Consider the following 23,271-nt stretch of genomic DNA (forward strand, 5'->3'; position numbering starts at 1 on the left):
CGAGAGTGGCATGAAAGAGCCCGAGAAGTTGTCACGCCAGTGACAACTTCCCGGGCTCTGGAGACCGCCTGATACTCAAGCGTGCTTCGTCCTATTTGCTTTTGTGCTTGATGGTTTTGGCTTTGGCGGGGGTGTAGCGGGTGTCGCCGGTGTAGGTGGTGGTGATTTTCCAGGTTCCGCGTGTGGTCTTGGGGAGTTTGACGGTGGCTTTGCCGTTGCGGACGGTGGCGGTGGTCTTGAGTTTCTTGGAGCCCTTTTTGAGTACGAGGGTGACCTTGCCTCTGGGGGCGGTCAGGCCGGTGGGGCGGGCGATGGTGATGGTGGCCTTGCCCTTCTTGCGGCTGGAGGGCTTCTTGGTGATCTTGGTCTTTACGGTGCCGGGGCGGGCTTTGGTGACGGTGTAGGTGGTGGTGCGTGTGGCCGTGTTGAGGGTGGTGTTGCCGTGGTAGGAGGCGCGTAGGGTCCATCGGCCGGGGTGGTGGTTCGTGGGATCGAGTAGAGCGTTCGGCCTCTGGACAGTGTCTTGGCGCCGAGTGAGCGGCCGTTCAAGGTGAGGGTGACGGTGCCTGTGGCGCTGTTGGAGACGGTGACGGTGACCGTTCCTGCACGTCCGTACGCACCCGCAGGCGCCGCCAGTCCCACTGTGGGGGTGGGTTTGGCGACTGGGGAGGTGGGGGTGGAGGTGGCGGTGCGGGTGAGCGCGCCCTTGGTGGCGGTTGAGCGGTAGGTGATGCGCTTGCCAAGGTGTGTGGCGTTCAGTGCGAGGCTGGTGCCGGTGGCGCCCGCGATCGGGGTGCCGTTGGCCAGCCACTGGTTCGTGACGTTGTCGGGGGCGCCGGAGAAGGTGCCCGCGGTGCCGGTCAGAGTCTGACCGGGCCGTGCGGTGCCGGTGACGCGCGGCGCGACAGCGGTCTTCACATCGCTCACCAACACCGAGTCATGATTGACGCCCGCAGCAACAGCCGTGACCGGCGCACCATCCAGCGACGCAGGAACCTCCCGTGTTGGGTCGGTGAAGCCGTCCCAGCGGTGGACGCCGCCCTCCGAGTCCAGCGCTATGTTCGTCCAGGAGTTGGCATCGATCGCGATGACGGTCTTGCCTGCGAGCGAGTCCGGAATCGCATTCAGATGAGGATCCTGACCCCATGTCTTCACTGTGTCGTTCGCGAGGATGGCAAGGCCACCCTGACTACGGCTGGCGATGGCCTTGACGTTGCCAGGGACGGTCAGCTCGGCAGGGAGGTCGAGCTGACCTGCGTTGTTGAGTCCCCAGGCGACGACGGTCCCGTCGTTCTTGAGCGCGTAGGTATGGCTGGAGCCGGCGGCAACCTCCTTGACCCCGGTGAGTCCGGCAGGCACGTTCAGGGCCCCGCCGCGAAGGTATCCCCACGTGACAACGGTGCCGTTGCTCTTGATGGCCACGGCATGATCGCTGCCGAGCGTGAGATCAACCACGCCGGTCAGCCCTGCCGGGACCTGGGTCGGATCACCGCTAGGCCGCTTGTATCCCCACGCGACCACACTGCCAGCCTGAGTGACGACTCCGGCGGCGTTCGCGCCTGCGGCGATGGCTTTTACCTTGACGCCGTTGAGGCTTGTGGGCACCTTCTGCGGTTGAGCGCCCTGGGTGCCGTTGTGGCCCCAGGCCACGACTCGGTTGTCGCCGGTGAGGGCAAGTGAGAAGTCGCCGCCGTTGTCGATGGCAATGAACGCGGTTTGTGCGAGTGCGGCCGGAACGGTCGTCGACGGCGTGGTTTGTACCGGTCCCCAGCTGACGATGGATCCGGCTTGAGCGAGGGGTACGGGGGTGACGGCGTTGGCTGGGATGGCGGCGAGTGCGCTGAGGGTCAGGCCGAGGGAGGCGACCGCGGCGGCCAGCACACGTCCGCGGCGGTGGCGGGGTGTTGGCTCTGGCCAACCGCGGGTGTTCTGGGGGTCAACACTCATCGTGGCTCTCCTTCGAGCTCGACCCGTCACGCGTGCACGCACGGCGGCGGGTGTGGTCTGCGTCACGCGCCATTCAAAGCCGCAGGCCACGCCTAGTCCAGCGATTCGCGAGAGTGGCATGAAAGAGCCCGAGAAGTTGTCACGCCAGTGACAACTTCCCGGGCACTGGAGCGAAATCGCTCGTGACGCCTGGCTAGGAGATGCCTTCGGCGTCGTGTTCGAGGCCGAGGGCGTTGGCGGCGGCTGCGGGGGCGATGGTCAGAGCGGCGGCGGCGCTGATGGTGGCGGCCCGACGAACCCAACGACGCGTGATCTTCATGCTGGTGCGCTCCTTGCTTGAGTGGAGGTTCTGGTGCTCGAGAAGTGAGAGAGGGCGTGTCGGGTGGACCCCGACACGCCCTCCGATGTCACATCGGCTCAACCATCAGCTGAGCGGGTCAGTAGACATTGATGTCCTTGGTGCCCGGTCCGTTGGTGTTGACGTTGTAGGTACCGCTGAAGCTGGCGGGGTTGTTGACAGCAATGGCGCCGAGGCAGCCCGTCACAGCGCTGACCTTCAGGTGGACATGCGATGTCGGCTCGTTGACGATCAGGTCCTGCGTTCCGTTGGCCTTGGGGGCCTCCACGAAGGAGCCGTGAGCGAAGCCGGCGACGGTGAACGTACAGATCGCACCGTTGGTCGCAGTGTCGCGGACTGTGGCCATCTGCGGAGCTCCGTTGCACGCTGCGATGCGACCGGCGAGAGTGTCGGTCAGGGCGGCGTTCGAGGTCTGGGTGGTCGGGTCCAGGTAGACGCACCACGACGAGCTCTGGGTGACGGTCATCGCCAGGCCGCCGGGGCCGATGCAGCCGCCCCAGGTGGTGCTAGCCAGGGTGGCGATGAGGCCGCTGGCAGGCACAGCGCCAGCTGTGGCGCTGCCGGATGCGCCCGCGCTGGTGCAGCCCATAGTGACGGTGGTGCCGCCGTTGACGACGTTGAAGGCAATCGCGCCCTTCGACGTGCCGGTGACGGTGTAGGTGCCCGAGGTGGATCCGCCGATCGAGAGGTTGTGAGGCGGGCCGGCGACGGCCGGTCCGCCGAGAAGGATGAGGGCGGTGGCGCCGAGGAAAGCGGCTGTCTTCTTGAATCGCATGGTGCGATCCCCCTTCGAACTCATGTTGTGACGGGCGTCACAACTGAGGCCACCTTGGCGATCCGGGTTGAACGGTGTCTAGGGGAGCGGACGAGAAGTTGGCCGAAGCCGGCGCCGATGCTCAGGGTGGTGAGCATCGGACGCCCCGTGATGCGCTCGGTGGTAGATCGTGTTGGGCGTGAGCGCTCGTTGAGCGCGCAGCCGTGGATGTTCACGTACGTGAACATCCACGGGTCATGGTGAGGTCGGGGAGGACCCCGTTGTGCCGTTTCCTTGCCCGCCTCCCCGGGGCATGCGAGCCTGTCGCCGTGTGGAAGATGTCACGCCGTCGCGGCGTTCGCCTGGTTGTTGTAGCCCCAGTTCTCGCTGTGCTGCTCGGTGGTTTCGCCGCGCGAAGCGCCGCGGAGGTCCCCTACCCCGGCCTCCCAGATCAAGAGCCGGAATACCCCGGCGGGGGATGGATTGGGGTGGCCCAGACCGCCATGACCCACATGGTTCGAGCAAAGCAGTGGGTGCGGATTCCCACTGTTCCGACGGCCGCGTGGAGCCAGTTGTCGTTCTCGAACTACCCGCCCGAGCATCAATGGTCAAGCACGAACCATTTCAGAAACTTCGTGTATTTCGTGTCTCCGCCTGGTTCCAGGCACAACTACGGAGACATGGAGCCTGTGACGGTCAGGACTGTCGCTTTCGGTGCGATTCCCGTGGAAGCGGTCGTCCAGATCAGTCAGCGGCGAGGCCCGGACGGGCTGCCGATTGGGCTCACCTTCACGACCGACCACGACGTTGACACCGGCACGCCGGGGGTGGTCGTCAACTTCTACCACGACTCCCAGATCGACGACGTGCTCTGGGTGAAGGTGCTGGCCGTCAAGGTGGATGGCAAGGATCTCCGACTTGCCGGGCAATGCCGGACTGTGCGGCCAGCGAAACTCTCCGTGTTGGGGGATGGCGGCGGCGATCTATCGGAGACGGAGATGGACCTTAGCAAGCACTACCGAGTCGCCGTTGGTGGACGACTTGCCGGGACGGTCGACGTTCCTGCGTTCTCGGGTTGCGTAACCAAGAGTGGCGACGACGTGTCGCGACTTGTGACGGCAACGGTCTCGGGTCCTGGCAACCCGATCAAGCTCCAGGTCAGTGCGGGGATCTGCACGAAGAAGTCGCCACTGGGAGGTCTTCCGCCGGCGCCGGGAGAGTCGACACCAGAAGCGGCGGGCTGCGAGATGGATCAGCTTCCTGCGGAGTTTCCGTATCCGAAGCGTGGCGACTGAGGTCCACGGCCATGTCGTAGGTGCGCTCTCGTCTCAAGGAAGAGAGCCCGGGAGTCTGTCATCAGGCTCCCGGGCTCTCCTTCGTGACGCCTGGCTTTGTGTTAGCCGAGGATGCGGCCGTTGGTGACGTTGATGTTGAGGGTGTTGCCTGATCCGGGGACGAGGAGGTTGATGAGCCAGGTGTTGAGGCCGCAGTGCTGGAAGTCTCCGATGGTGTAGGTGCCGCCGAGGGTGCCGCCGGTGATGAGGTTGAAGTTGCCGCCGGCGGGGGTGTTGGCGGGGATGGTGACGGGGTCCTTGGTGCGGCAGAAGGGGCCGGCGAAGGTCGGGAAGCCGGCGATCTTGATGTTGGAGAGTTTGATGTAGTAGCTGGCGGTGGAAGTGACGGGGGTGTTGTTGTTGACGATGTCGATGCGTCCGGTGATGGGGGCGGCTTCGACGAAGGTGACGTCGGCTTCGACGGGGATGAAGCCGATGACTTCGAATTTGGTGCGGGTGCCGGGTAGGGGCATGTGGCCGGTGAAGTCGCCGGTGTTGACGTCGAGGTTGGTGGTCAGTGTGGTGGGTCCGACGTTGATGGTGGAGTCGGTGGAGTTGATGTAGGAGGTGCCTTCGGCGTCGTGTTCGAGGCCGAGGGCGTTGGCGGCGGCTGCGGGGGCGATGGTCAGGGCGGCGGCGGCGCTGATGGTGGCGGCCCGACGAACCCAACGACGTGTGGTCTTCATGGTCATGAACGTGTCCTCCTGCGACAGGTGAAGGCAGCCTCATGCATGCCTTCCGAACTGGCGTAACTGGAGTTCACACTGGCGATACGGGGATTGACCTGTCCAGATGTGTGCAGCCCTGTCCGTGTGCCACGTCGGTGGATGTTCAGGTACCTGAACATCCACCGACGTGGCGGGTCGCGAAGGTAACGCGAAGCCCACGCGATGCCGTCAGCGATGCGGGGCGTGGCAGCGGTGCTGAGGCCGACCGCGCCTCAACAGGCAGAAATCTTCGTGAATCGCATCGAGACTCCGCGAGGCCGGTCCGGGTGGCCCCGCGCCCGGCTCCATTGTGACCATGCCGGGCGTACGACGGGCGTGTCGAGACTCGCGACGGTCGGATGCTTTCTGGTCGGCCTGGATGTTCAGTCCCATGAGCATCCAGATGGTCAGTTGAGGGCCAGTGTGGCGGGCTCGGCGGAGGGGCTGCGGAGCGTTGGAGCGGCGGGCCTCCGCACGGTTCGGAAACCTTGTGAGCCAGGTGACAAGAAATGGTCACGAAAGGGTCACGAAGGGGCCCTCTTTGGTCAACCCTCTGTTGCGTGACCGGGACCACACCTAACTTCATCGCAGGCGCCGGTCACCTGAGGGGGCGGCCCGGCGCCGCCTACTTATCAAGGGCGCGCCGTCGCGTGCTCAGGGAAACCGACGGAGGACGCATGGGTGGGACGGTCGAGGTCGAGGGCCTCACGAAGAGCTTCGGGAGCCAGAACATCTGGCGTGACGTGACCCTGACTCTCCCGCCCGGCGAGATCACCGCCTTGCTCGGCCCTTCGGGGACGGGCAAGTCGGTATTCCTCAAGTCGCTGATGGGCTTGATCCAACCGGAGGCCGGTGTCGCCCACATCGACGGCGTCGACATGTGCCGCGCCAAGGAGTCGCAGCGCCTCGAGCTGCGCAAGAGCTTCGGCGTCCTCTTCCAGGACGGCGCCCTCTTCGGCTCGATGCCGGTCTACGACAACGTCGCGTTTCCTCTGCGCGCCCACACCAACAAGACCGAAAAGGAGATCAAGCAGATCGTCTCCGAGAAGCTGGAGATGGTCGGCCTCCTCGGTCAGGAGCACAAGCTCCCCGGCGAGATGTCCGGCGGCATGCGCAAGCGCGCCGGCCTCGCCCGCTCGCTCGTCACGGAGCCGTCGATCATCCTCTGCGACGAGCCGGACTCGGGCCTCGACCCGGTCCGTACGGCGAACCTCGCTCAGCTCCTCCTCGACGTCAACACGCAGACCGACGCGACGATGCTCGTCGTCACCCACAACATCGAGCTCGCGCGGACGTTGCCGGACAACCTCGGCATGCTCTATCGCCGCGAACTCGTCATGTTCGGCCCGCGCGAGGAATTCCTCCTGACCGACCACCCCGTCGTGTCGCAGTTCATGAGCGGCGACCCCGACGGGCCGATCGGGATGAGCGAAGAGGTCGACCACAGCACGGTCCACGAACGTCCGGAGGAGCCGGTCTACGGCTACCCCGACGGCGGGGGGACCGCGACGATGGTGCGCGCCGGGGCGCGCGCCATCGAAGTGCTACCGCGCCAGCTCGTCCCGACGTCGGGGGCGGTACGAGCTGGCGCGGTTCGCCACGGCGGGAGGGTCTCGTCTGGCAAGGCGCCCCTCATCGTCGCCGACGACGAGGAGACTGACCCAGTAGCCCCACTCCGCAAGAAGCCCGCCGTCGTCCGGGGTCTGGACGAGATCGGCAACCTCTTTGCCCTGGGCCTGGACACGATCCGCGCGACCTTCCGTCGCCCCTTCGCCGCCCGTGAAGCGCTCGAGCAGTTCTGGTTCGTGGTGTCGGTGTCCTGGGTCCCGGCGATGCTCGTCGCCATTCCGTTCGGCGCCGTCATCGCGCTCCAGCTCGGCACGCTGACCATCCAGGTCGGCGCGCAGTCGTTCACCGGCGCGGCGAGCGTCCTCGCGGTCGTTCAACAAGCGGCACCGATCGTCACGACTCTCGTGATCGCGGGTGCGGGCGGTGCGGCCATCTGTGCCGACCTTGGTGCACGGACGATCCGCGATGAGATCGACGCGATGAAGGTGACCGGGGTGTCACCGATCCAGCGACTCGTCGTGCCACGCGTGCTCGCCTGCATGGGGGCCGCGGTCCTGCTCAACGGTCTGGTCTCGGTCGTCGGTGTCCTCGGTGGCTACTTCTTCAACGTCGTCGTGCAAGGCGGCACCCCCGGGGCCTACCTCGCCAGCTTCACCGCCCTCGCGCAGATCTCCGACCTGTGGGTCGGCGAGCTGAAGGCCGTCATCTTCGGCTTCATCGCCGGCGTCGTCGCGGCGTACCGGGGCCTCAACACCCGCCCCGGACCCAAGGGTGTCGGCGACTCGGTGAACCAGTCGGTCGTCATCACCTTCCTCCTGCTCTTCTTCGTCAACTTCGTCCTCACCACGCTGTATCTCCAGCTGGTGCCCGGCAAGGGAGCCTGACCGTCATGACCTCCACCCCCGACATCGCGCCTCGTGTCCGCCGACGGCGGCCGTGGGACAAGGCACTGGACGCGCTGGCCGACACCGGGCAGGACATCCGCTTCCACGGGCAGGTGATCGCCGCCATTCCGACCGCGATCCGCCGCTACCCGAAGGAGGTCCTCAAGCTCCTCTCCGAGGTCAGCTTCGGATCCGGTGCGCTCGCCGTCATCGGCGGCACCGTCGGCGTGATGGTCGGGATGAGCCTGTTCGTCGGCACCGTCGTCGGCATGCAGGGCTACGCCGCGCTCGACCAGATCGGCACGTCCACCCTCAACGGGTTCATCTCGGCTTACTTCAACACCCGGGAGATCGCCCCGCTCGTCGCCGCACTCGCACTCTCGGCGACCGTTGGCGCGGGCTTCACCGCTCAGCTCGGCGCGATGCGGATCAGCGAGGAGATTGACGCGCTGCAGGTGATGGGTGTCGGTGCGGTCCCGTTCCTCGTCAGCACCCGGGTGGTCGCCGGATTCATCGCGATCATCCCGCTGTACGTGATCGGCCTGCTCACCTCGTACGCGGGCTCGCGGATCGTCACCGTCTTCTTCCGAGGGCAGTCGGCGGGCACGTACGACCACTACTTCAACCTGTTCCTGCCACCGATCGACATCTTGCTGTCGTTCGCCAAGGTGCTCGTGTTCGCGGTGCTGATCATCTTGATCCACTGCCGGCTCGGCTTCAAGGCGAGCGGCGGTCCGGCAGGCGTCGGCACGGCGGTCGGTCACTCCGTGCGCCGCAGCATCGTCACCGTCGCCGTCCTCGACCTCGTCCTGTCGATGGCGATGTGGGGCACGACGACGACGGTGAGGATCGCCGGATGAGGTCGACGCGACTGCTCGACAGCCTCCTCGGCGTCGGCTACTTCCTGCTCATCGCGGCGTTCGTCACTGCCGCGATGCTCGTGTACAACAAGGCGTTTGTGTCGAGCACCGACGTCCGGCTGACGACCGGGACGATCGGCAACGCCCTCCAGAAGGGGTCCGACGTCAAGCTCAACGGTGTGCCCGTGGGGACGGTGACGTCGGTCGAGGCCGCTGAGGAAGGGGCCACGCTCACCCTCGCGCTCGAGCCCGAGATCGCCGACGAGCTCCCGCCGGACACGGTCGCGCGGCTGCTCCCCAAGACACTGTTCGGTGAGCGATACGTGGCGCTCCAAGCACCCGAGGAGTCCCTTGGCGGCGCGCTCTCGTCGGGGGACACGATCCGCCAGGACACCTCAGACGAGGCGATCGAGCTGGAGGAGGTCTTCGACGAGCTCCTCCCGCTGCTCCAGTCGATCCAGCCCGAGAAGCTGTCCGCCACCCTCGGCGAGCTGGCCGCGTTCCTGCGCGGACGCGGCACCGAGATCGGCGACTCGATGTCGAGCTGGGCCGGCTACATGGACAAGATGAACCCGTTGGTGCCGCAGATGGCCGAGGACTTCGGCAAGCTCGGTGAGCTCGCGGTCGAGTACGAAGAGGCGCTGCCCGACCTCATCAACGCGCTCGACACGATGACGACCACCTCCAAGACGCTGACCGAGCAACGCACCGAGCTCGGCGAGGTGTATGCGAACGTCATCGCCGCCGGAGACGAGACCACCGGCTGGGTCAAGGACAACAAGAAGACGATCATCGTCCTCTCGGAGGAGAGCCGCGTCGCGCTGAAGGCCACCGCCCCGTACGCCTCGCAGTTCCCTTGCCTGCTCCGGGCCACCAGCGCGTTCGTCCCGCAGATGGACGACGTGCTCGGCGCCGGGACGGACGAGCCGGGCATCCATGTCGTGCTCAACGTCGTCGAGTCCCGCGGCAAGTACCTGCCAGGCAAGGACCGCCCGCGCTACCGCAGCAACGGCAAGCCGCGGTGCCCGTACATGAACGGCCAGACCGGTACGACCCCCGTACGGGCCGCGGACGAGCCACCGGCGATCCCCGCGCCGCCGTCGAGCCGCCTCGAGCAGCAGTTCGCGGACGGCGGCGGGCTCGGTGAGGCCAACTCGCCCGGCGAGAACCAGCTCATCGCCGAGCTCGTCGCGCCGACCCAGGGCCTGGCGCCGGCCGAGTACCCGTCCTGGTCGAGCCTTCTCGTGGGCCCCACCCTCCGCCACACGAAGGTGACGCTCAAATGACCTCGACCCTGATCAAGAGCATCGTGTTCACGGTGGTCACGGTCCTGGCGACCCTCGCGCTCGCCGGCACGATCCGCAACAGCACGAGCGGCGAGTCCACGGTCTATACGGCGCTGTTCTCCGACGCGACCAGCCTCAACCGGGGTGACGACGTACGGATGGCGGGCGTCAAGGTCGGCACCGTCGAGACCATCGAGGTCGCCGACCGCAGCGTCGCCAAGGTGACCTTCACGATCTCCGACACCGTCACGCTGACGACCGGCGCGACCGCACAGCTGCGGTTCCGCAACCTCGTCGGCCAGCGCTACATCTCGCTGATGCCGGCGGAGACCACCGGCGCGCCGTTGCCCGAGGGGCACACCTTCACCGTGAGCGAGACCCGGCCGGCGCTCGACCTGACGATGTTGTTCAACGGGTTCCAGCCGCTGTTCAAGATGCTGAACCCCGACGACGTCAACCAGCTCAGCTCGGAGATCATCGCCGTCTTCCAGGGTGAGGGCGCGACCGTCGAGGGGCTGCTGTCGAGCACGGCCAGCCTCACGTCGACGCTCGCCGAGCGCGACGAGGTGATCGGTCAGCTCGTGACCAACCTCAACGACGTGCTGACGGTCGTCAATGACCGTACGGACCAGCTCGACACGACACTGGTGACCCTCCAGAAGCTCGTCAGCGGGCTGGCCGCCGACCGCGCCGCGATCGGCGACTCGATCGCGGGGATCGGGGCCCTGACCACGAGCGTCAGCGCGTTGCTCGAGGAGACACGGCCGCCGCTCAAGGGCTCGATCGCGGCGCTCGAGGACGTGTCGGCCGTGCTCGCCGACAACGAGGAGGTCGTCGACACCTTCCTCCAGCGGCTCCCGGCCAAGCTCGACAAGATCGGTCGCCTCGCGAGCTATGGCTCCTGGCTCAACTTCTACGTGTGCTCCATCGAGGGCCGCATCCCGATGCCGGAGGGCTACATGGGTGATCTCGGCGTGAAGCCGGTCGCAGGGAGGTGCCGCTGATGAGTCGGGTCAAGCGCAGATATCCCACGTCGTTCGCGGAGCGCAACAAGGTCGTCCTCGCGATCGTGGGCATGCTCTCGATGGCGCTGGTCTTCCTCGTGACGTTCAACGCCGACGCCATGCCGGTGATCGGCGGCGGCGACATCCGCGAGGCGCGCTTCGCCGAGGGCGGCGGTCTCAAGAAGGGCAACGAGGTCAGGGTCGCCGGCGTCAAGGTCGGCAAGGTCACCGAGATCTCCCTCGACGGCGCTCAGGTCGTCGTGAAGTTCCGGATCAAGGACGTCGAGCTCGGCAGCGAGACGAGGGCCGCGGTCAAGGTCAAGACGATGCTTGGCCAGAAGTACTTGGCGCTCGAACCGGCCGGGACGACGCCGCTGGACGGAGCGATCCCGGTCGAGCACACGATGACCCCGTACGACGTCAACGCGGCGTTCTCCGACCTCTCGACGACGATCGACGAGATCGACACGGAGAAGATGGAGGAGAGCTTCCTGACGCTCGCCGACGCCTTCCGTGACACCCCGGAGTCGGTGCAGACCATGGTCGCGGGACTGACCGACCTGTCGCGGACGATCTCGAGCCGCGACGAAGAGCTCGCCGAGCTGTTCGCGTCGACGACGCAGGTCACGAGCACGCTGCGCAACCGCAACGATGAGTTCGAGAAGATCATCACCGACGGCAGCGACCTGCTCGGCGAGCTGCAGGCGCGGCGCGACGCGGTCAAGGCGATGTGGGAGGGCACGGCGTCGCTCAGCCGTGAGATGAAGGGGCTCGTCGCCGACAACGAGGAGCAGCTGCGCCCGGCGCTCGCCAAGCTCGACGAGGTCACCGAGATCCTTCAGCGCAACCAGGACAACCTCAACGCCGCGCTGGCCAAGATCGGCCCGTACTACCGGATGCTGGCGACCTCGATGGGCAACGGACGGTGGGTCGACTCGTACATCTGCGGCCTCTTCGACGCCCAGGGCAGGCCGGTCCTCGACAACGACGTCCTCCGCAACTGCTCGCCGAAGGCTGGAGGTGCCCGATGAGGATCAACCTCAAGCAGTGGACGATCGGTGCGGTCATCATCGCCGCGCTCGGGCTGTCCGGCTTCGCGTCCGACCGGGTGATCGCCGCGGGCGGCACCGAGGTGACCGCGTTGTTCGACGCCACGATCGGCCTCTATCCAGGATCGGACGTGCAGGTCCTCGGCGTCGCGATCGGCACCGTGACGGCGGTGGAGCCCGAAGGCGGTCAGGTCCGCGTGTCGATGAAGCTCGACCGGGGCCAGCACGTCGCCGCGGACACGAGCGCCGTGATCGTCGCGCCGACGCTGGTCAGCGACCGGTTCGTCCAGCTCACCGAGCCGTACGTCGGGGGAGCGAAGCTCGAGTCCGGCGACGAGATCACCAAGACCGCGGTGCCCGTCGAGATCGACGAGCTCTACGCGAGCCTCAACGACGTCGGCCAGAAGCTCGGGCCCGAGGGCGCCAACCGCAACGGTGCACTGTCCGAGCTGCTCACAGTCGCCGCGGACAACCTCAAGGGCCAGGGCGCCGACATCAACGAGATGTTCGGCGAGTTCGGCAAGGCCACCAAGACGCTGTCCAACTCCGACGACGACCTGTTCGCGACGATCGCGAACCTCAAGGAGTTCAACGACATGCTCGTCGAGAACGACACGTCGGTGGCCCAGGTCAACCGGCAGTTCGCCGAGGTCGCCGACTATCTCGCCGAGGACCGCGAGAGCATGGCCGGCGCGATCGCGAGCCTCGGTGACTCGCTGGCCGTCCTCGACGACTTCATCCGCGACAACCGGGGCAACCTCAAGACCAGCGTCGACAAGCTGAAAGGCCCGACCCGGGTGCTGGTCAACCAGCAGAAGTCGCTTGAGGAGGCCGTGCAGACCATCCCGCTGGCCCTCCAGAACTTCCTCAACGCGTACAACATCGAGACGAACACCGTCGACGGGCGCGGCAACCTCAACGAGCTGTCGCTGTGGTCGACGAACGGCCTCGACGCCCAGTCGTCCGACGACGCGCCGCCGGTGCTCCTGCCCGGGCTAGGGGAGGACCGATGAGGAAGCCCCGCTGGTTGAGCCAGTCGAAACCCCGCCGCTGGTTGAGCTTGTCGAAACCGAGCCTGTCGAAACCGAGCACCCGCTGGTTGAGCCTGTCGAAACCCCGCCTGTCGAAACCCGCCATCCTCGCCGCCACCGCGACCCTGACGCTCACCGGCTGCAGCGTCGGCAGCGTGTACGACGCGCCGCTTCCCGGCGGCGCGGACGTCGGCTCTGACCCGGTCACGATCACTGCCGACTTCGACGACGTGCTCGACCTGGTCCCGCAGTCGAGCGTCAAGGTGGACAACGTCGACGTCGGTCGTGTCTCCAAGATCGCGCTGAATCCCGGCGGCCGCAGTGCCAAGGTGACGCTCGTCGTCAACGACAGCGTGCGGCTGCCCGCAGGGACAACCGCCCGGCTCCAGCAGACCTCGCTGCTCGGCGAGAAGTACGTGGCGCTGGTACGCCCGGCCGCCGCCGAGCCAGGCGACCCGGTCGGCGACGGCGACGAGATCCCGCTCGCGGCGACCTCCCAGGCCGCGCAGGTCGAGCAGGTGCTCGGCGCGCTCTCGATGGTGCTCAACGGCGGCGGGATCGGGCAGTTCCAGGAGATCTCCCGTGAGCTGCAGGCCGTGAGCAAGGGGCGCCCGGAGGAGATCAAGGGTTTCCTCCGTGAGATGGAGGGATTCGTCACCGCGCTCGACGAGCGCAAGGGCGCGATCACCGATGCCATCGACGGGCTCGCCTCGCTGTCGCAGACGCTCGAGCAGGACACCGACAAGATCGCGTCGGCGCTCGACGGGCTGAGCCCCGGCATGGAGGTCCTGGTCGAGCAGCGCACGCAGCTCGTCGCGATGCTCAAGGCGCTCGACCGTCTCTCGGACGTCACGGTCGACACGCTCGACAAGGCGCAGAAGGACATCGTCGCCGACTTCGAGCTGCTCGAGCCGATCCTCGAACAGCTTGCGAAGGCGGGCGAGGACCTTCCGAAGTCGCTCGAGATCCTGCTGACGTACCCGTTCCCGGACTCGGTGCTCGGCGCGATCAAGGGCGACTACATGAACGTCTTCATCACGACGAACTTCCGGACGCTTCCGGCGGGCTGCAAGGCGGCCGGGTGCTCGTGGCCGCAGGTGCCGGGCAGCGCTCGGACCGAACCCGCGCCGAGTCCGGTGGACGCGGATCGCCTGACCGTACGGAACGACCCGCCGACGCTGCTGCCGCCCACGGACTCGCCGACGCCGGGTGCGCCCGGGCCGACGATCCCCGTACCAACCGATGGTCCGTCCTCGCCCTCGCCGTCGCCCTCACCCTCGCCGTCTCCGGAGTCGCCGTCGCCGACGGCCCCGGAGTCGCCGAGCGCGACGCCGGACGACCCCGCGACCCCACCGAAGGAGGGTGACGACTGATGCTGACCGGTCGTACGAAGACCCAGCTCGTCGCGTTCGTGGTGGTCGCGCTGCTCGCCACCACATACCTCGGGGCGAAGTACGTGGGGATCAACCTGTTCGGCTCCGGCTACAAGATCACCGTGTCGCTGCCCGAGACGGGCGGCATCTTCACCAACGGCGAGGTGACCTACCGCGGGGTGCCGATCGGGCGCATCGAGAGCTTGAAGGCCACGGACGACGGCGTCGAGGCCGTTCTCAAGATCGACGCCGACGCGCCCGACATCCCGGCCGACGTCACCGTCAAGGTCGCGAACCGCTCGACGATCGGCGAGCAGTACATCGACCTGCGGGGCGACACCGGGGGCGAGACGCTCGCCGCGGGCGCTCAGCTCAGCGCGGGCCAGGAGGCGATCCCGCAGCCGATCGACGTGCTCCTCCGTACGTCCCGCGACTTCGCAGACTCGGTGCCCCAGGAGGACCTGACGACGGTCATCGACGAGGGGTACAACCTCTCGCAGGGGGCCAGCGGAGACCTCACGCAGCTGCTCGACGCGTCGCTGGAGTTCCACGAGATCGCCGACAAGAACTTCCTCGTCAGCGCCGCGCTCATCCGCAACTCCGAGACGGTGCTCGACACGCAGCTCGCTGCCGCCGACAGCATCAAGAGCTACAGCGAGAGCCTCGACCTCCTCGCCACCACGCTCGCCGATGCCGACGGCGACCTGCGTGCGCTGATCGCCAGCTCGCCGGTCGCGGCCCAGGAGATCAACCAGCTCTTCAAGGACGTCGGGGTCCCGCTGGGCGTCCTCATGAGCAACCTCGTCTCGACGGCACAGGTCTTCGGCACGAACTCCCAGGGTGTCGAGGACGCGCTCATCCGCATCCCCGAGGCGATCAGCATCGGGTGGGCGGTCAACGGCTCGAAGGGCCTGAACCTCGGGCTCACTCCCACGTTTTTCGACCCGCTGCCCTGTGTGGCGGGCTACGGTGGCACCGAGCTGCGCGAGGGGACCGACACGAGCGCGGGCAAGCCCTTCAACAAGAAGGCGCGCTGCACCGCGAGCCCGAGCTCAGGGAAGAACGTCCGCGGACCTCACAGCTTGCCGAAGAAGAGCAACGGCTCGGCCGCGGCGAAGGTGACCGTCCCGTCGACGATGGGCGACCTCCTGGGAGGGAGCGAATGACCGTGGACCAGATCGAGGAGCCGGCCGACACGGACGAGGCGAACGACCCGTCCGAAGCGACTGTGGCGAGCGACACGACGACGGCGGGCGCGCCGCGCTGGCGACGGTTCGTCCTGCCGGCTGCGGCGGCCCTCGTCTTCGCCGTCGGCGTCTTCCTGTGGTGGAGCGCCGCCACGGACGAGCAGCTCAGCCAGGCCGAGGTCCGTGACGAGGTGCTGATCGCGGCGACCCACCACATCGAGACCATGAACACCCTCGACTACCGCGAGGTGGACGCTGGCCTCGAGGCATGGATGGACGTCACGACCGGCACGCTCCACGACCAGCTCGCCCAGGTCGGTGACGACGAACGTCAGCTGCTCGCCGACCAGAAGAAGATCTCGACGGGCAAGGTCGTCGACAGCGCTGTCTTCTCGCTCGACGGCGACACGGCGACCGTCGTCGCCTCGGTGGAGGTGACGGTCAAGGACGATGCCGACCCGGACGCCGAGCCGACCCTCAAGCGCAACCGGTTCAGCGCCGACGCCGTGAAGGTCGGGGACCAGTGGCTCCTCGAGAACCTCCAGCAGGTGGCGGTGAACCTCTCGTGACGACCGTGCGTACGCGGCTCTCCGTACTGCGCCCGCACCTCGTGCTGGCCCTCCTGGTCGCCCTGACCGTCTTCGGGCTCGTCGGTGTCTGGATGGCGTACGACATCCGTTCGACACCCGCCGCCCAGAACCTCGCCGTCGTCGACACGACCGCGACGGCCGAGGTCCAGTCGGAGGTGTCGCGGGCGCTCACCCGGGTGCTCAGCTACAGCTACGACGACCCGACGACGACCGAGCAGGCTGCCGACGAGGTGCTGTCCGGCGACGCGCGCAAGGAGTACGACACGTTGTTCGCGTCGCTCCAGGAGCGCGCTCCCGGTCAGCAGCTCGTGCTCACCGCCCAGGTCCAGATGGCGGCGGTCAAGGAGCTCACCGACGACACCGCCACGCTGCTGGTCTTCCTCGACCAGTCGTCTCAGCGCGTCGACGACAAGGAAGCGAGCGTCTCGGCGGCGCAGCTGGCGGTCGAGGCCAAGAAGGTCGACGGCGCCTGGACAGTCACGGGCCTCACCCCACTGTGACGGTGAGGTTGGCGCGACGGCGCTGGTCGAGCGGGTACGCCCGCCGGTCGAGGCGAGCGTCGAGCAGCGCGCTCGCACGCTCGGCCTGACCGGCGCTGACGAGGCAGAAGAGCAGCGTCTCCTCGACGACCTCGCGCTGCGCGGCAGAGCCACCCACCTGGACGAGCACGGGCAGGACGTCGTCGAGCAGCGCGATGGCGTCGGTCCAGCGCTGCTCGCCTGCCGCCAGGAGGGCGTCGCACACGGTCGCGACGGCCGTACGGACGGCTGCCTCGGGCGAGTTGCGGCAGTGCTGCGCGAGTGCGGCGAGCCGCTGGTGCTCCTCTGCGCCGGCGAGCGCGAGGGCGGCGTGCAGCGCCACGAAGGGCGTCTCCGGCCGCTCGAGGAGCGCGATATCGACAGCGTCGAGGACGGGCTGGACGGGCGGCGCCGCCTCCGACATCGTCATGCGCCAGCGCCACAGCAGGGAGCCCGAGTCGATGAGCGCGCGGACCCCGGTCACGGTCGGCGGGGCGAGCTGCGAGTAGTAGCGGCGTCGTACGGCCTCGGTGTCGCCGAGCGCGAGCTCGTGCAGCGCGGCGTGCCACGAGAAGTGCGCGCGGTGGCTCGCGGAGCGTCCGCTCTCGGCGACCCAGTGATCGAGCCACACGCGTCCGCCCTCGTGCTGCCCCGTCTCGTACATGACGTGCGTCAGCGCGTGCACGGCGTGGCCTGACGACGGCTCGCACGACAGCGCGCTCTCCGCGAGCAGGCCGGCCTCCTCGAAGCGGCCCTGGTCCTGGCGGGTGAAGGCGAGCAGCGAGATGTACCACCAGTGGTCGCCGTACGCGGGCGCCAGGCCCTCGACGAGGTCCCACGCCTCCTGCTGCACGTCGGTGACGCCGGAGAACGCGATCGTCGGGACGGCGGCCGAGACCGCGAGGATGTCGCGCGGGTGCGTCGCGAGGTGGTTCATGAGTGCCCGCGCGCCCTTGTGCCGGACGTCGCGGACACGCTGCCCGACGACATCGACGAGGCTGCGCTCACGCTCGTCGCCGCGCTTGCTGACGGCGCGCCGGGCGGCCTCGAGCGAGGCCTGCACGTCGGCGTCGGCTCCGGCCTCGTGGCCGAGCAGCGCCAGCGTCGCGTGCCCGAGCGCGAAGTCGGGGTCGTGCGCGACCGCCTCGCGCAACGGCACCTCGACGTTGTCCTGCAGTCGCATGAGGCGCTCGAGACCGGCGTTGTACGCGGCGGCGGCCTCGGCCGTCGTCGAGAGGGGGAGGCCCAGCGGGTCACGAGGACGGGCCGCCGGGTGGTGACCGCTGACGAGCCGGCCGTCCGCGAGGCGACGAGGCTGCGGCGCGACCGCGTCGAGGACGGAGGTGGCGACCGCGAGCGCCTGGCTGCGGATCTCGGGCACCGCCGTCGACTCCCACAGCTCGCCGCGACGCAGCGCGCCGAGCGTCCAGACCGGAGCGTCGGCACGCCCCTCGGAGTCGACGAGGCGACCACCCTGCGTACGAAGGCCCATGCCGGCCGTCGCGACCTCGGCCAGCGCAGCGCCGCCGCGCGGGCGGAGGAGGTCGTCGAGGAACGGGTCGCCGACCGTCCGGATGTCGGCACGCGGCCCCGTACAGTTCACGACCCAGCCCACGTCGTACGAGGCCTCGCCCCCTTCGCTGGTCGAGCCTGTCGAGACCCGCACCCGCAGCCCGCCGCCCGGCAGCGGCTCGGCGCCGAGGACGGAGCCGGTGCCGAGGACGAGCCGCCCCGCCTGGCGCAGGCCGCCGATCAGCGCGGCGCTCGACGGGGCCATGCGATGCCGCAGGACGTTCCAGGCGCCGGCGTGGTCGGCGACGAACGCGCGCTTGTCGGCCTCGCTCAGGCGCCCCCACAGCGTCGACACCTGGAACCGCAGCCCGTCGGCGCCCGGCCGCCAGTCGCCAGAGTCACGGCGCACGCTCGCGAGGTGGCGGGCCGCGGCGTCGAGGATCGATGCCAGGTCGTCGCCCCAGTCGGAGACGTCGGGGATGGCGGCGAGCTTGAGCTCGGAGGCGTGGCGGCGGGGGAGACGGCCGTGACGGGAGATCGCGCGGACCACCCGGTCGTCGCGGGACCCGACGTCGGTGAGCGACAAGGTGACGTCGACGGCCGTCAGTCCCGTACCGACGAGCAGGACGTCGCCCGGACCGGAGCGGTCTCTGCGGACGACGTCGAGTGCGCCGGGTGCCCACGGGTCGGGGACGAAGAAGGCCGAGTCGGTCAGCGCGTCGGGTGCCCAGGTGTGCCCGGCAGCGGGCAGGCCGGTGGCGACGACGACCGCGTCGGCGGCGAGCTCACGCCCGTCGGCCGTGGCGACGACCACGCCGGACGGCGTACGGCGCAGCGCGACCGCCCGGGTCCGGTGGTGGCGCAGCGACGCGAACTCGCCGGGCGGACCCTGGTAGGTCTCGGTCAGCGTCTCGTCGAGGTAGCGCGCGTACTGGCGGCGCCGGGCGAACGTGCCGGGATCGCTGCCGTGCTCGGGATCCTCGCGGGTGCGCCACGCCACGAAGTGCGCGGGGTCCTGGGGGAGCGCGCTCATCCCCGCGGCGGGGACGTTGAGGAGGTGCTGGTCGTCGAGCGTCCCGAACGACGGGCCGCGGCCCCAGCGGTCGGCCGGGTCGACGAGGACGACGTCGACGCCGGTGGAGCGTCCGCCAGCGGTCCGCGTGAGATGCAGCGCGACCAACGTGCCGGATGCTCCCGCGCCGACGATGACGACGGTCGGGCGGGTACGGCGGGGAGCGGTCACAGGTCACCTCGGTCCGGACGGAGCACTGACCCTGGTAACTATAGTGACCAAGTTGAGTTTGACGAAGCTTGGTGCTTCCGCTGGCCCGGCTCCGTACGCGGCGGTACGTTGCGCCCGACGCGTGTGCGCGACGTCGAGCGGAAGGCGGGGGCCGGTGGCGGACGAGACGGACACGCTCCAGATGGCGCCGCTCGCGCACTCGCGTGACTTCTGGCGTCTGCTCCGCGACGCTGTCGTCTTCGGCGTCACCCTCGCGTTCGGAGGGCTGGTGTTCCTCTTCGTCGTCGAGAACGGCGACTTCTGGAGCGACCCGACGAGCAACGGCTGGTGGGGCGGGCGGTGGTGGTGGGTCGCCGTCACCGCAGGCGCTGGGCTGGTCGTCGGCCTCATCCGTCACGTCCTGCGGATGCCGGCGCACGTGCCGGGGCTCGTCGACGAGCTGGAGGGGGAGCACGTCGAGCCGCGGAGCGTGCCCGGCACGGTCGCCGTGTCGACCGTCTCCCTCGTCGGCGGAGCCAGCCTCGGTCCGGAGGCCGCACTCGGCTCCATGGGCGGGGGACTCGGCACGCTCGTCGGCCAGCGCCGTACGGATCCGGACATGCAGAAGGCCACGATGCTCACCGGGACAGCGGCCTCGTACGGAGGGTTGCTCGCCTCGCCGATCGTGGCGACGCTGCTCGTGCTCGAGCTGGCCAAGCCGCACCGGCGTCGCTTCACGCACGTGGTGTTCGGGTCGCTGGTGTCGGCGACGGTCGCGTTCGCGATCTTCTACCCGATCGCGGGGACGACGTTCCTCGGCATCTACGAGGTCCCCTCCTACACGTTCGAGGACTGGCACATCCTCGCGGGCGTGGGCCTCGGGCTCGCTGCCGCGGCCGGCGCGCTCGTGCTCGCCGTCATCACGGGGGTGGTGCGCCGGCTCGTCGCTCCGCTCACGACGAAGACGGTCGTACGGCCGGTGGTCGGAGGAGTGGTGTTCGGCCTCGTCGCTGTCGCGCTCCCGCTGACGCTGTTCACCGGGAGCGACCAGCTCGAGACCGTGGTCGGGTCCGGGTCGAGCCTCGGTGCCGGGTTCCTGCTCGTGATCGTGCTGGCGAAGATGGTCACGTTCGCGGTCTGTACGGAGTCCGGCTTCATCGGTGGTCCGTTCTTCCCGATGCTGTTCATCGGCGGGACGTACGGCTATGCGATCCACCTGCTCGTGCCGGACATCCCGGTCGCGCTCGCGTTCAGCTGCGTCTTCGCCGCGCTGCCCGGGGCGATCGTCGCCGCGCCGTTCTCGCTCGTCCTGATGGCGGCGCTCATGATGGACCTCGGGGCGCTGGAGACGGTGCCGATCGCCGTCGCCGTCCTCACCGCGTACATCGCGGTGACGGGGTCGGGGGTGCTGGTCGCGATGGCGAGCCGCCGGCGGAAGGCGCCGGCGTGAGGGGCAGGGTTGGGCCTGCGGGAGGCGTCCTGTACTGTCTTACCTACCGACGCGGGGTGGAGCAGTTCGGTAGCTCGCTGGGCTCATAACCCAGAGGTCGCAGGTTCAAATCCTGCCCCCGCTACAAAGACTCAGGCCCGCAGATCAGTTGATCTGCGGGCCTGAGTGCGTGTGGCCGCGCGTCGACCCGCAGCCGGGCGGCGTCCTTGCGGGTGGAAGGCCGAACTGGGTCGCCTGTCGGCGAGGGATCGGACGTGGGCAAGGTGATCGCGTTCCTCCTCTCCGAGGGCAGCGGCTGGATCACGGCCCAGGACATCGAGGCGTCAGGTGGCTTCGACCTCTGAGACCGCGAAGTCTCCTAGAGCGTCGCGCCGATGATCGAGGCGTACGCTGCCTCGCCCGCGGCATTCGGGTGAAGAGGAGATGCGGGGCTGGTGGGAACAAGTCCCTCGACCCATCGCGTGGCGGGTGCCTGGCACGCATCGTGCCCGACGCTCGGCGTCTCGACGTCGACATATTCCGCGTCGTTGGCCGCCGCTACCGCGGCGATCGTGACGTTGAGCTGGTGAACCTTTTCTTGCAGGTAGTTTGCGTCCTTCGGCAACCACGGCTGCTTCGGCCAGCATCCGTTGCGTTTGATGTAGTACCCGTAGCCGGTGACGAGGACCCGCGCCTGCGGAGACAGCGCGTGAATGCGCTGGAGGGACGCGGCGAGATCAGGCGCGAAATCATTGATCCGGTTGGCGATCTTGTCGACACCGCCAGCGGTGAGCGCGTTCATGCACGGGGTGGCGAAGTAGTTGAGCCGGATGCAGTCCTGGGCGACGCCGACGAGGCCGGCGTCATTGCCGCCGATCGTGAGTGTGACGAGGGTGGTATCAGGCTTCAGAGCATCGAGCTGCGCGGGTGCGGTGCCGGCGTCAACGCCAGCGAGCGACAGTTTCATGGGAGAGAACAGGTCGCCCGTGTCGGCGCCGCTGCACGTCACGTCGGTGAAGGACGTGGCCTTGACCTGCGCGGCGAGCAGGCGCGCGTAGTTGCGGGTCGAGCGGCCGCACGCGATCGGCCCGGTGAACGGAAGGATCAGGGGTCCAGAGGCCATCGAGTCACCGAGGGCTACGTATTTGACGGGTTCGTCGGCGGTCGCCGGCGACGCCACAACCAGTCCCGCGAATGCCGAAATGCACGCCGTCGCGAGCGCGACGACGGCGGTCCGGCGACGGGAATTGATGAAGCGAAGTCTCATGCTGACACCTCGAAGTTCTCGGCGAATAGTTCGGGTGAGGAATATGCTGCCGAGGTGGTAACAGCGAGTTCATCATCATGTGACTTAGATTTATTAGGCGCGCTTTGTGACGAGCAACAAGGGGGAAACGGCGGATCCGTTGCGGATCGCCGGTGAGCCGATCGCGTCTCGACTGCGCATCGGTGCGCCTGAGCTTGCCCGAAATGTCGTCGCGCAGATGCTCGCGGAGATCCCCGCCTATTCCGATCTCCCCTTCGAGGAGCTCACCCACGACATCGTCGACATCGTCGAGCGCTGCCTGCGTATGACCGCAGACGTCGTCGAGCGTCGGCGCCCGGCGAGGACGGGTGAGTTCGAGCCGCTGCGCGAGTCCGCGGCACATCGCGCGGACGAGGGTGTGCCCCTCGACTCGATCCTTTCTGCCTATCAGCTTGGACTGGCCATGTGCTGGGAGCGGATATCCACCGACGCCAGCCCTGATGATCTCGCCGATATGCGAGAGGCGTTGGGCCACATTCTCGATGTTCATCGCAAGATGGTGGTGGCTGTCACGAGTGCCTACATGGAGGCACGTCGGCTGGTCGACGGTGAGGAGCACGAGGGCCGGCACGCGGCGATGAGTGCCTTGCTGGCCGGCGAAGCCGACGCGTCGACGGGGCTCACGCCGGCACCTGAATACGTCGCCATGGTGCTTGCTATCGCGCCCCACCCCGATGAGCAGGCGCCGGGTGCCAGCGCGGGGATCGCTGCGCGGCGCAAGCTTCGTCGTGTGCGCGAGCTGCTGGATCGTGTCGGTGCGGAGCAGGCTCTCGTACGTCTTGACTCGACTGGGGGCACGGTGCTGTTCCCCACGGAGGGCCCCGCCGACTGGGATGACTTGCGCAAGGTCGTCGCCGGTGCCGCCGAGTCAGCGGGCGTCGATGTCACGGCTGCGGCAAGCGTGGTGAAGCCCTCGCAGATCCCGAGCGCCGTCGCGCAGGACCGCGAGATCATCGACCTCGTACGCCGTACCGGACGGCCGCCTGGTCTGTATCAGCTCGCCGACGTGCTGCTCGACTATCAGCTGAGTCGGTCGACGGCGGCGCTGCCGGGACTCGCGATGCTTCTCGAACCGTTGGAGGCGCGGCCGGAGCTGCTCAACACGCTCGAGCTCTATCTGCAGCTAGGGCTTGATCGGAGGGCGACGGCGTCGGCGTTGCACGTGCATCCGAACACGGTCGACTACCGCATCCGCCGCATCGACACGCTCACCGGCCTGTCGCCGATCAGGCACCAGGATCTGCCAGGGCTGCGGGCGGCGCTGATCGCCCGCGCCCACCGGGCCGACCGCGCCAGTAGTTGAGGAACTCGGGCGCGTGGTCGTCGTGGAACAGATCCTTATCCGCAACCT

At 68.1% G+C, this 23,271-nt stretch carries 20 protein-coding genes, 1 tRNA gene and 1 pseudogene; 15 read left to right on the forward strand and 7 right to left on the reverse strand.

Features of this window, described 5'->3' with window-relative positions; genetic code table 11:
* Positions 1-91 precede the first annotated feature (91 nt).
* The 4 genes from H4N58_RS20905 to H4N58_RS05395 form a co-directional block, all read right to left on the reverse strand.
* Positions 92-361 carry an Ig-like domain-containing protein gene (locus H4N58_RS20905; RefSeq protein ID WP_182397183.1) on the reverse strand — a complete coding sequence of 90 codons (270 nt, stop codon included), beginning with the start codon at positions 359-361 and terminating at the stop codon, positions 92-94.
* 8 nt (positions 362-369) lie between these two features.
* Positions 370-1,947: a hypothetical protein gene (locus H4N58_RS05390; protein WP_182397149.1), complete on the reverse strand. Its 1,578-nt coding sequence runs from the start codon at positions 1,945-1,947 to the stop codon at positions 370-372.
* Between the two features lie 193 nt (positions 1,948-2,140).
* Positions 2,141-2,266 carry a hypothetical protein gene (locus H4N58_RS20575; protein ID WP_255490697.1) on the reverse strand — a complete coding sequence of 42 codons (126 nt, stop codon included), beginning with the start codon at positions 2,264-2,266 and terminating at the stop codon, positions 2,141-2,143.
* Between the two features lie 118 nt (positions 2,267-2,384).
* A complete protein-coding gene (locus tag H4N58_RS05395) occupies positions 2,385-3,080 on the reverse strand; it encodes a hypothetical protein (RefSeq protein WP_167252059.1) in 696 nt (231 codons plus the stop codon).
* A gap of 467 nt (positions 3,081-3,547) precedes the next feature.
* Here H4N58_RS05395 and H4N58_RS05400 point away from each other — a divergent pair, with 467 nt between their 5' ends.
* Positions 3,548-4,354 carry a hypothetical protein gene (locus tag H4N58_RS05400; RefSeq protein ID WP_167007282.1) on the forward strand — a complete coding sequence of 269 codons (807 nt, stop codon included), beginning with the start codon at positions 3,548-3,550 and terminating at the stop codon, positions 4,352-4,354.
* A gap of 101 nt (positions 4,355-4,455) precedes the next feature.
* On the opposite strand, the gene H4N58_RS05405 is transcribed toward H4N58_RS05400, so the two are convergent.
* Positions 4,456-5,085, reverse strand: a complete 630-nt coding sequence (locus H4N58_RS05405; RefSeq protein WP_167007283.1) for a hypothetical protein — start codon at positions 5,083-5,085, stop codon at positions 4,456-4,458.
* 692 nt (positions 5,086-5,777) lie between these two features.
* Here H4N58_RS05405 and H4N58_RS20910 point away from each other — a divergent pair.
* The 11 genes and pseudogenes from H4N58_RS20910 to H4N58_RS05455 all read left to right on the forward strand — a co-directional run.
* Positions 5,778-6,218, forward strand: a pseudogene (locus H4N58_RS20910) (ABC transporter ATP-binding protein); the annotation flags it as partial.
* Between the two features lie 585 nt (positions 6,219-6,803).
* Positions 6,804-7,553 (forward strand): ABC transporter permease, encoded by a 750-nt coding sequence (locus H4N58_RS05410; RefSeq protein WP_243843143.1) that lies wholly within the window; start codon positions 6,804-6,806, stop codon positions 7,551-7,553.
* 5 nt (positions 7,554-7,558) lie between these two features.
* Positions 7,559-8,413 carry an ABC transporter permease gene (locus H4N58_RS05415; RefSeq protein WP_167007284.1) on the forward strand — a complete coding sequence of 285 codons (855 nt, stop codon included), beginning with the start codon at positions 7,559-7,561 and terminating at the stop codon, positions 8,411-8,413.
* A complete protein-coding gene (locus tag H4N58_RS05420; protein WP_167007285.1) occupies positions 8,410-9,699 on the forward strand; it encodes an MCE family protein in 1,290 nt (429 codons plus the stop codon). Before H4N58_RS05415 ends, H4N58_RS05420 begins: the two co-directional genes overlap by 4 nt.
* Positions 9,696-10,703 (forward strand): MCE family protein, encoded by a 1,008-nt coding sequence (locus tag H4N58_RS05425; protein WP_167252058.1) that lies wholly within the window; start codon positions 9,696-9,698, stop codon positions 10,701-10,703. Before H4N58_RS05420 ends, H4N58_RS05425 begins: the two co-directional genes overlap by 4 nt.
* Positions 10,703-11,734, forward strand: a complete 1,032-nt coding sequence (locus H4N58_RS05430; protein ID WP_167252057.1) for an MCE family protein — start codon at positions 10,703-10,705, stop codon at positions 11,732-11,734. The genes H4N58_RS05425 and H4N58_RS05430 overlap by 1 nt, the downstream gene beginning before the upstream one ends.
* Positions 11,731-12,765, forward strand: coding sequence for an MCE family protein (locus tag H4N58_RS05435; protein ID WP_167252056.1), 1,035 nt, complete (start codon positions 11,731-11,733; stop codon positions 12,763-12,765). The genes H4N58_RS05430 and H4N58_RS05435 overlap by 4 nt, the downstream gene beginning before the upstream one ends.
* The gene (locus H4N58_RS05440; protein WP_167252055.1) at positions 12,762-14,156 is read left to right on the forward strand and encodes an MCE family protein; all 1,395 of its coding nucleotides are present in this window, start codon (positions 12,762-12,764) and stop codon (positions 14,154-14,156) included. The genes H4N58_RS05435 and H4N58_RS05440 overlap by 4 nt, the downstream gene beginning before the upstream one ends.
* Positions 14,156-15,322 carry an MlaD family protein gene (locus H4N58_RS05445; protein WP_167252054.1) on the forward strand — a complete coding sequence of 389 codons (1,167 nt, stop codon included), beginning with the start codon at positions 14,156-14,158 and terminating at the stop codon, positions 15,320-15,322. The genes H4N58_RS05440 and H4N58_RS05445 overlap by 1 nt, the downstream gene beginning before the upstream one ends.
* The gene (locus H4N58_RS05450; protein WP_167252053.1) at positions 15,319-15,912 is read left to right on the forward strand and encodes a nuclear transport factor 2 family protein; all 594 of its coding nucleotides are present in this window, start codon (positions 15,319-15,321) and stop codon (positions 15,910-15,912) included. Before H4N58_RS05445 ends, H4N58_RS05450 begins: the two co-directional genes overlap by 4 nt.
* The gene (locus tag H4N58_RS05455) at positions 15,909-16,433 is read left to right on the forward strand and encodes a hypothetical protein (protein WP_167007297.1); all 525 of its coding nucleotides are present in this window, start codon (positions 15,909-15,911) and stop codon (positions 16,431-16,433) included. Before H4N58_RS05450 ends, H4N58_RS05455 begins: the two co-directional genes overlap by 4 nt.
* Here the strand turns inward: H4N58_RS05455 and H4N58_RS05460 are convergent.
* Positions 16,420-19,206 (reverse strand): FAD/NAD(P)-binding protein, encoded by a 2,787-nt coding sequence (locus tag H4N58_RS05460; RefSeq protein WP_167252052.1) that lies wholly within the window; start codon positions 19,204-19,206, stop codon positions 16,420-16,422. The two genes, H4N58_RS05455 and H4N58_RS05460, sit on opposite strands and share 14 nt — an antisense overlap.
* Before the next feature lie 154 nt (positions 19,207-19,360).
* Between H4N58_RS05460 and H4N58_RS05465 the strand changes: the two genes are divergently transcribed.
* Together H4N58_RS05465 and H4N58_RS05470 are read left to right on the forward strand one after the other, a co-directional pair.
* A complete protein-coding gene (locus H4N58_RS05465; protein ID WP_167252051.1) occupies positions 19,361-20,635 on the forward strand; it encodes a chloride channel protein in 1,275 nt (424 codons plus the stop codon).
* Between the two features lie 50 nt (positions 20,636-20,685).
* Positions 20,686-20,759, forward strand: a tRNA-Met gene (locus tag H4N58_RS05470).
* 234 nt (positions 20,760-20,993) lie between these two features.
* On the opposite strand, the gene H4N58_RS05475 is transcribed toward H4N58_RS05470, so the two are convergent.
* Positions 20,994-21,881, reverse strand: a complete 888-nt coding sequence (locus H4N58_RS05475) for an SGNH/GDSL hydrolase family protein (protein ID WP_167007306.1) — start codon at positions 21,879-21,881, stop codon at positions 20,994-20,996.
* 106 nt (positions 21,882-21,987) lie between these two features.
* Here H4N58_RS05475 and H4N58_RS05480 point away from each other — a divergent pair, with 106 nt between their 5' ends.
* The gene (locus H4N58_RS05480; RefSeq protein WP_208322962.1) at positions 21,988-23,223 is read left to right on the forward strand and encodes a CdaR family transcriptional regulator; all 1,236 of its coding nucleotides are present in this window, start codon (positions 21,988-21,990) and stop codon (positions 23,221-23,223) included.
* The last annotated feature ends 48 nt before the right edge of the window (positions 23,224-23,271 follow it).

Source organism: Mumia sp. ZJ1417 (genome assembly GCF_014127285.1).
Taxonomy (GTDB): Bacteria; Actinomycetota; Actinomycetes; order Propionibacteriales; family Nocardioidaceae; genus Mumia.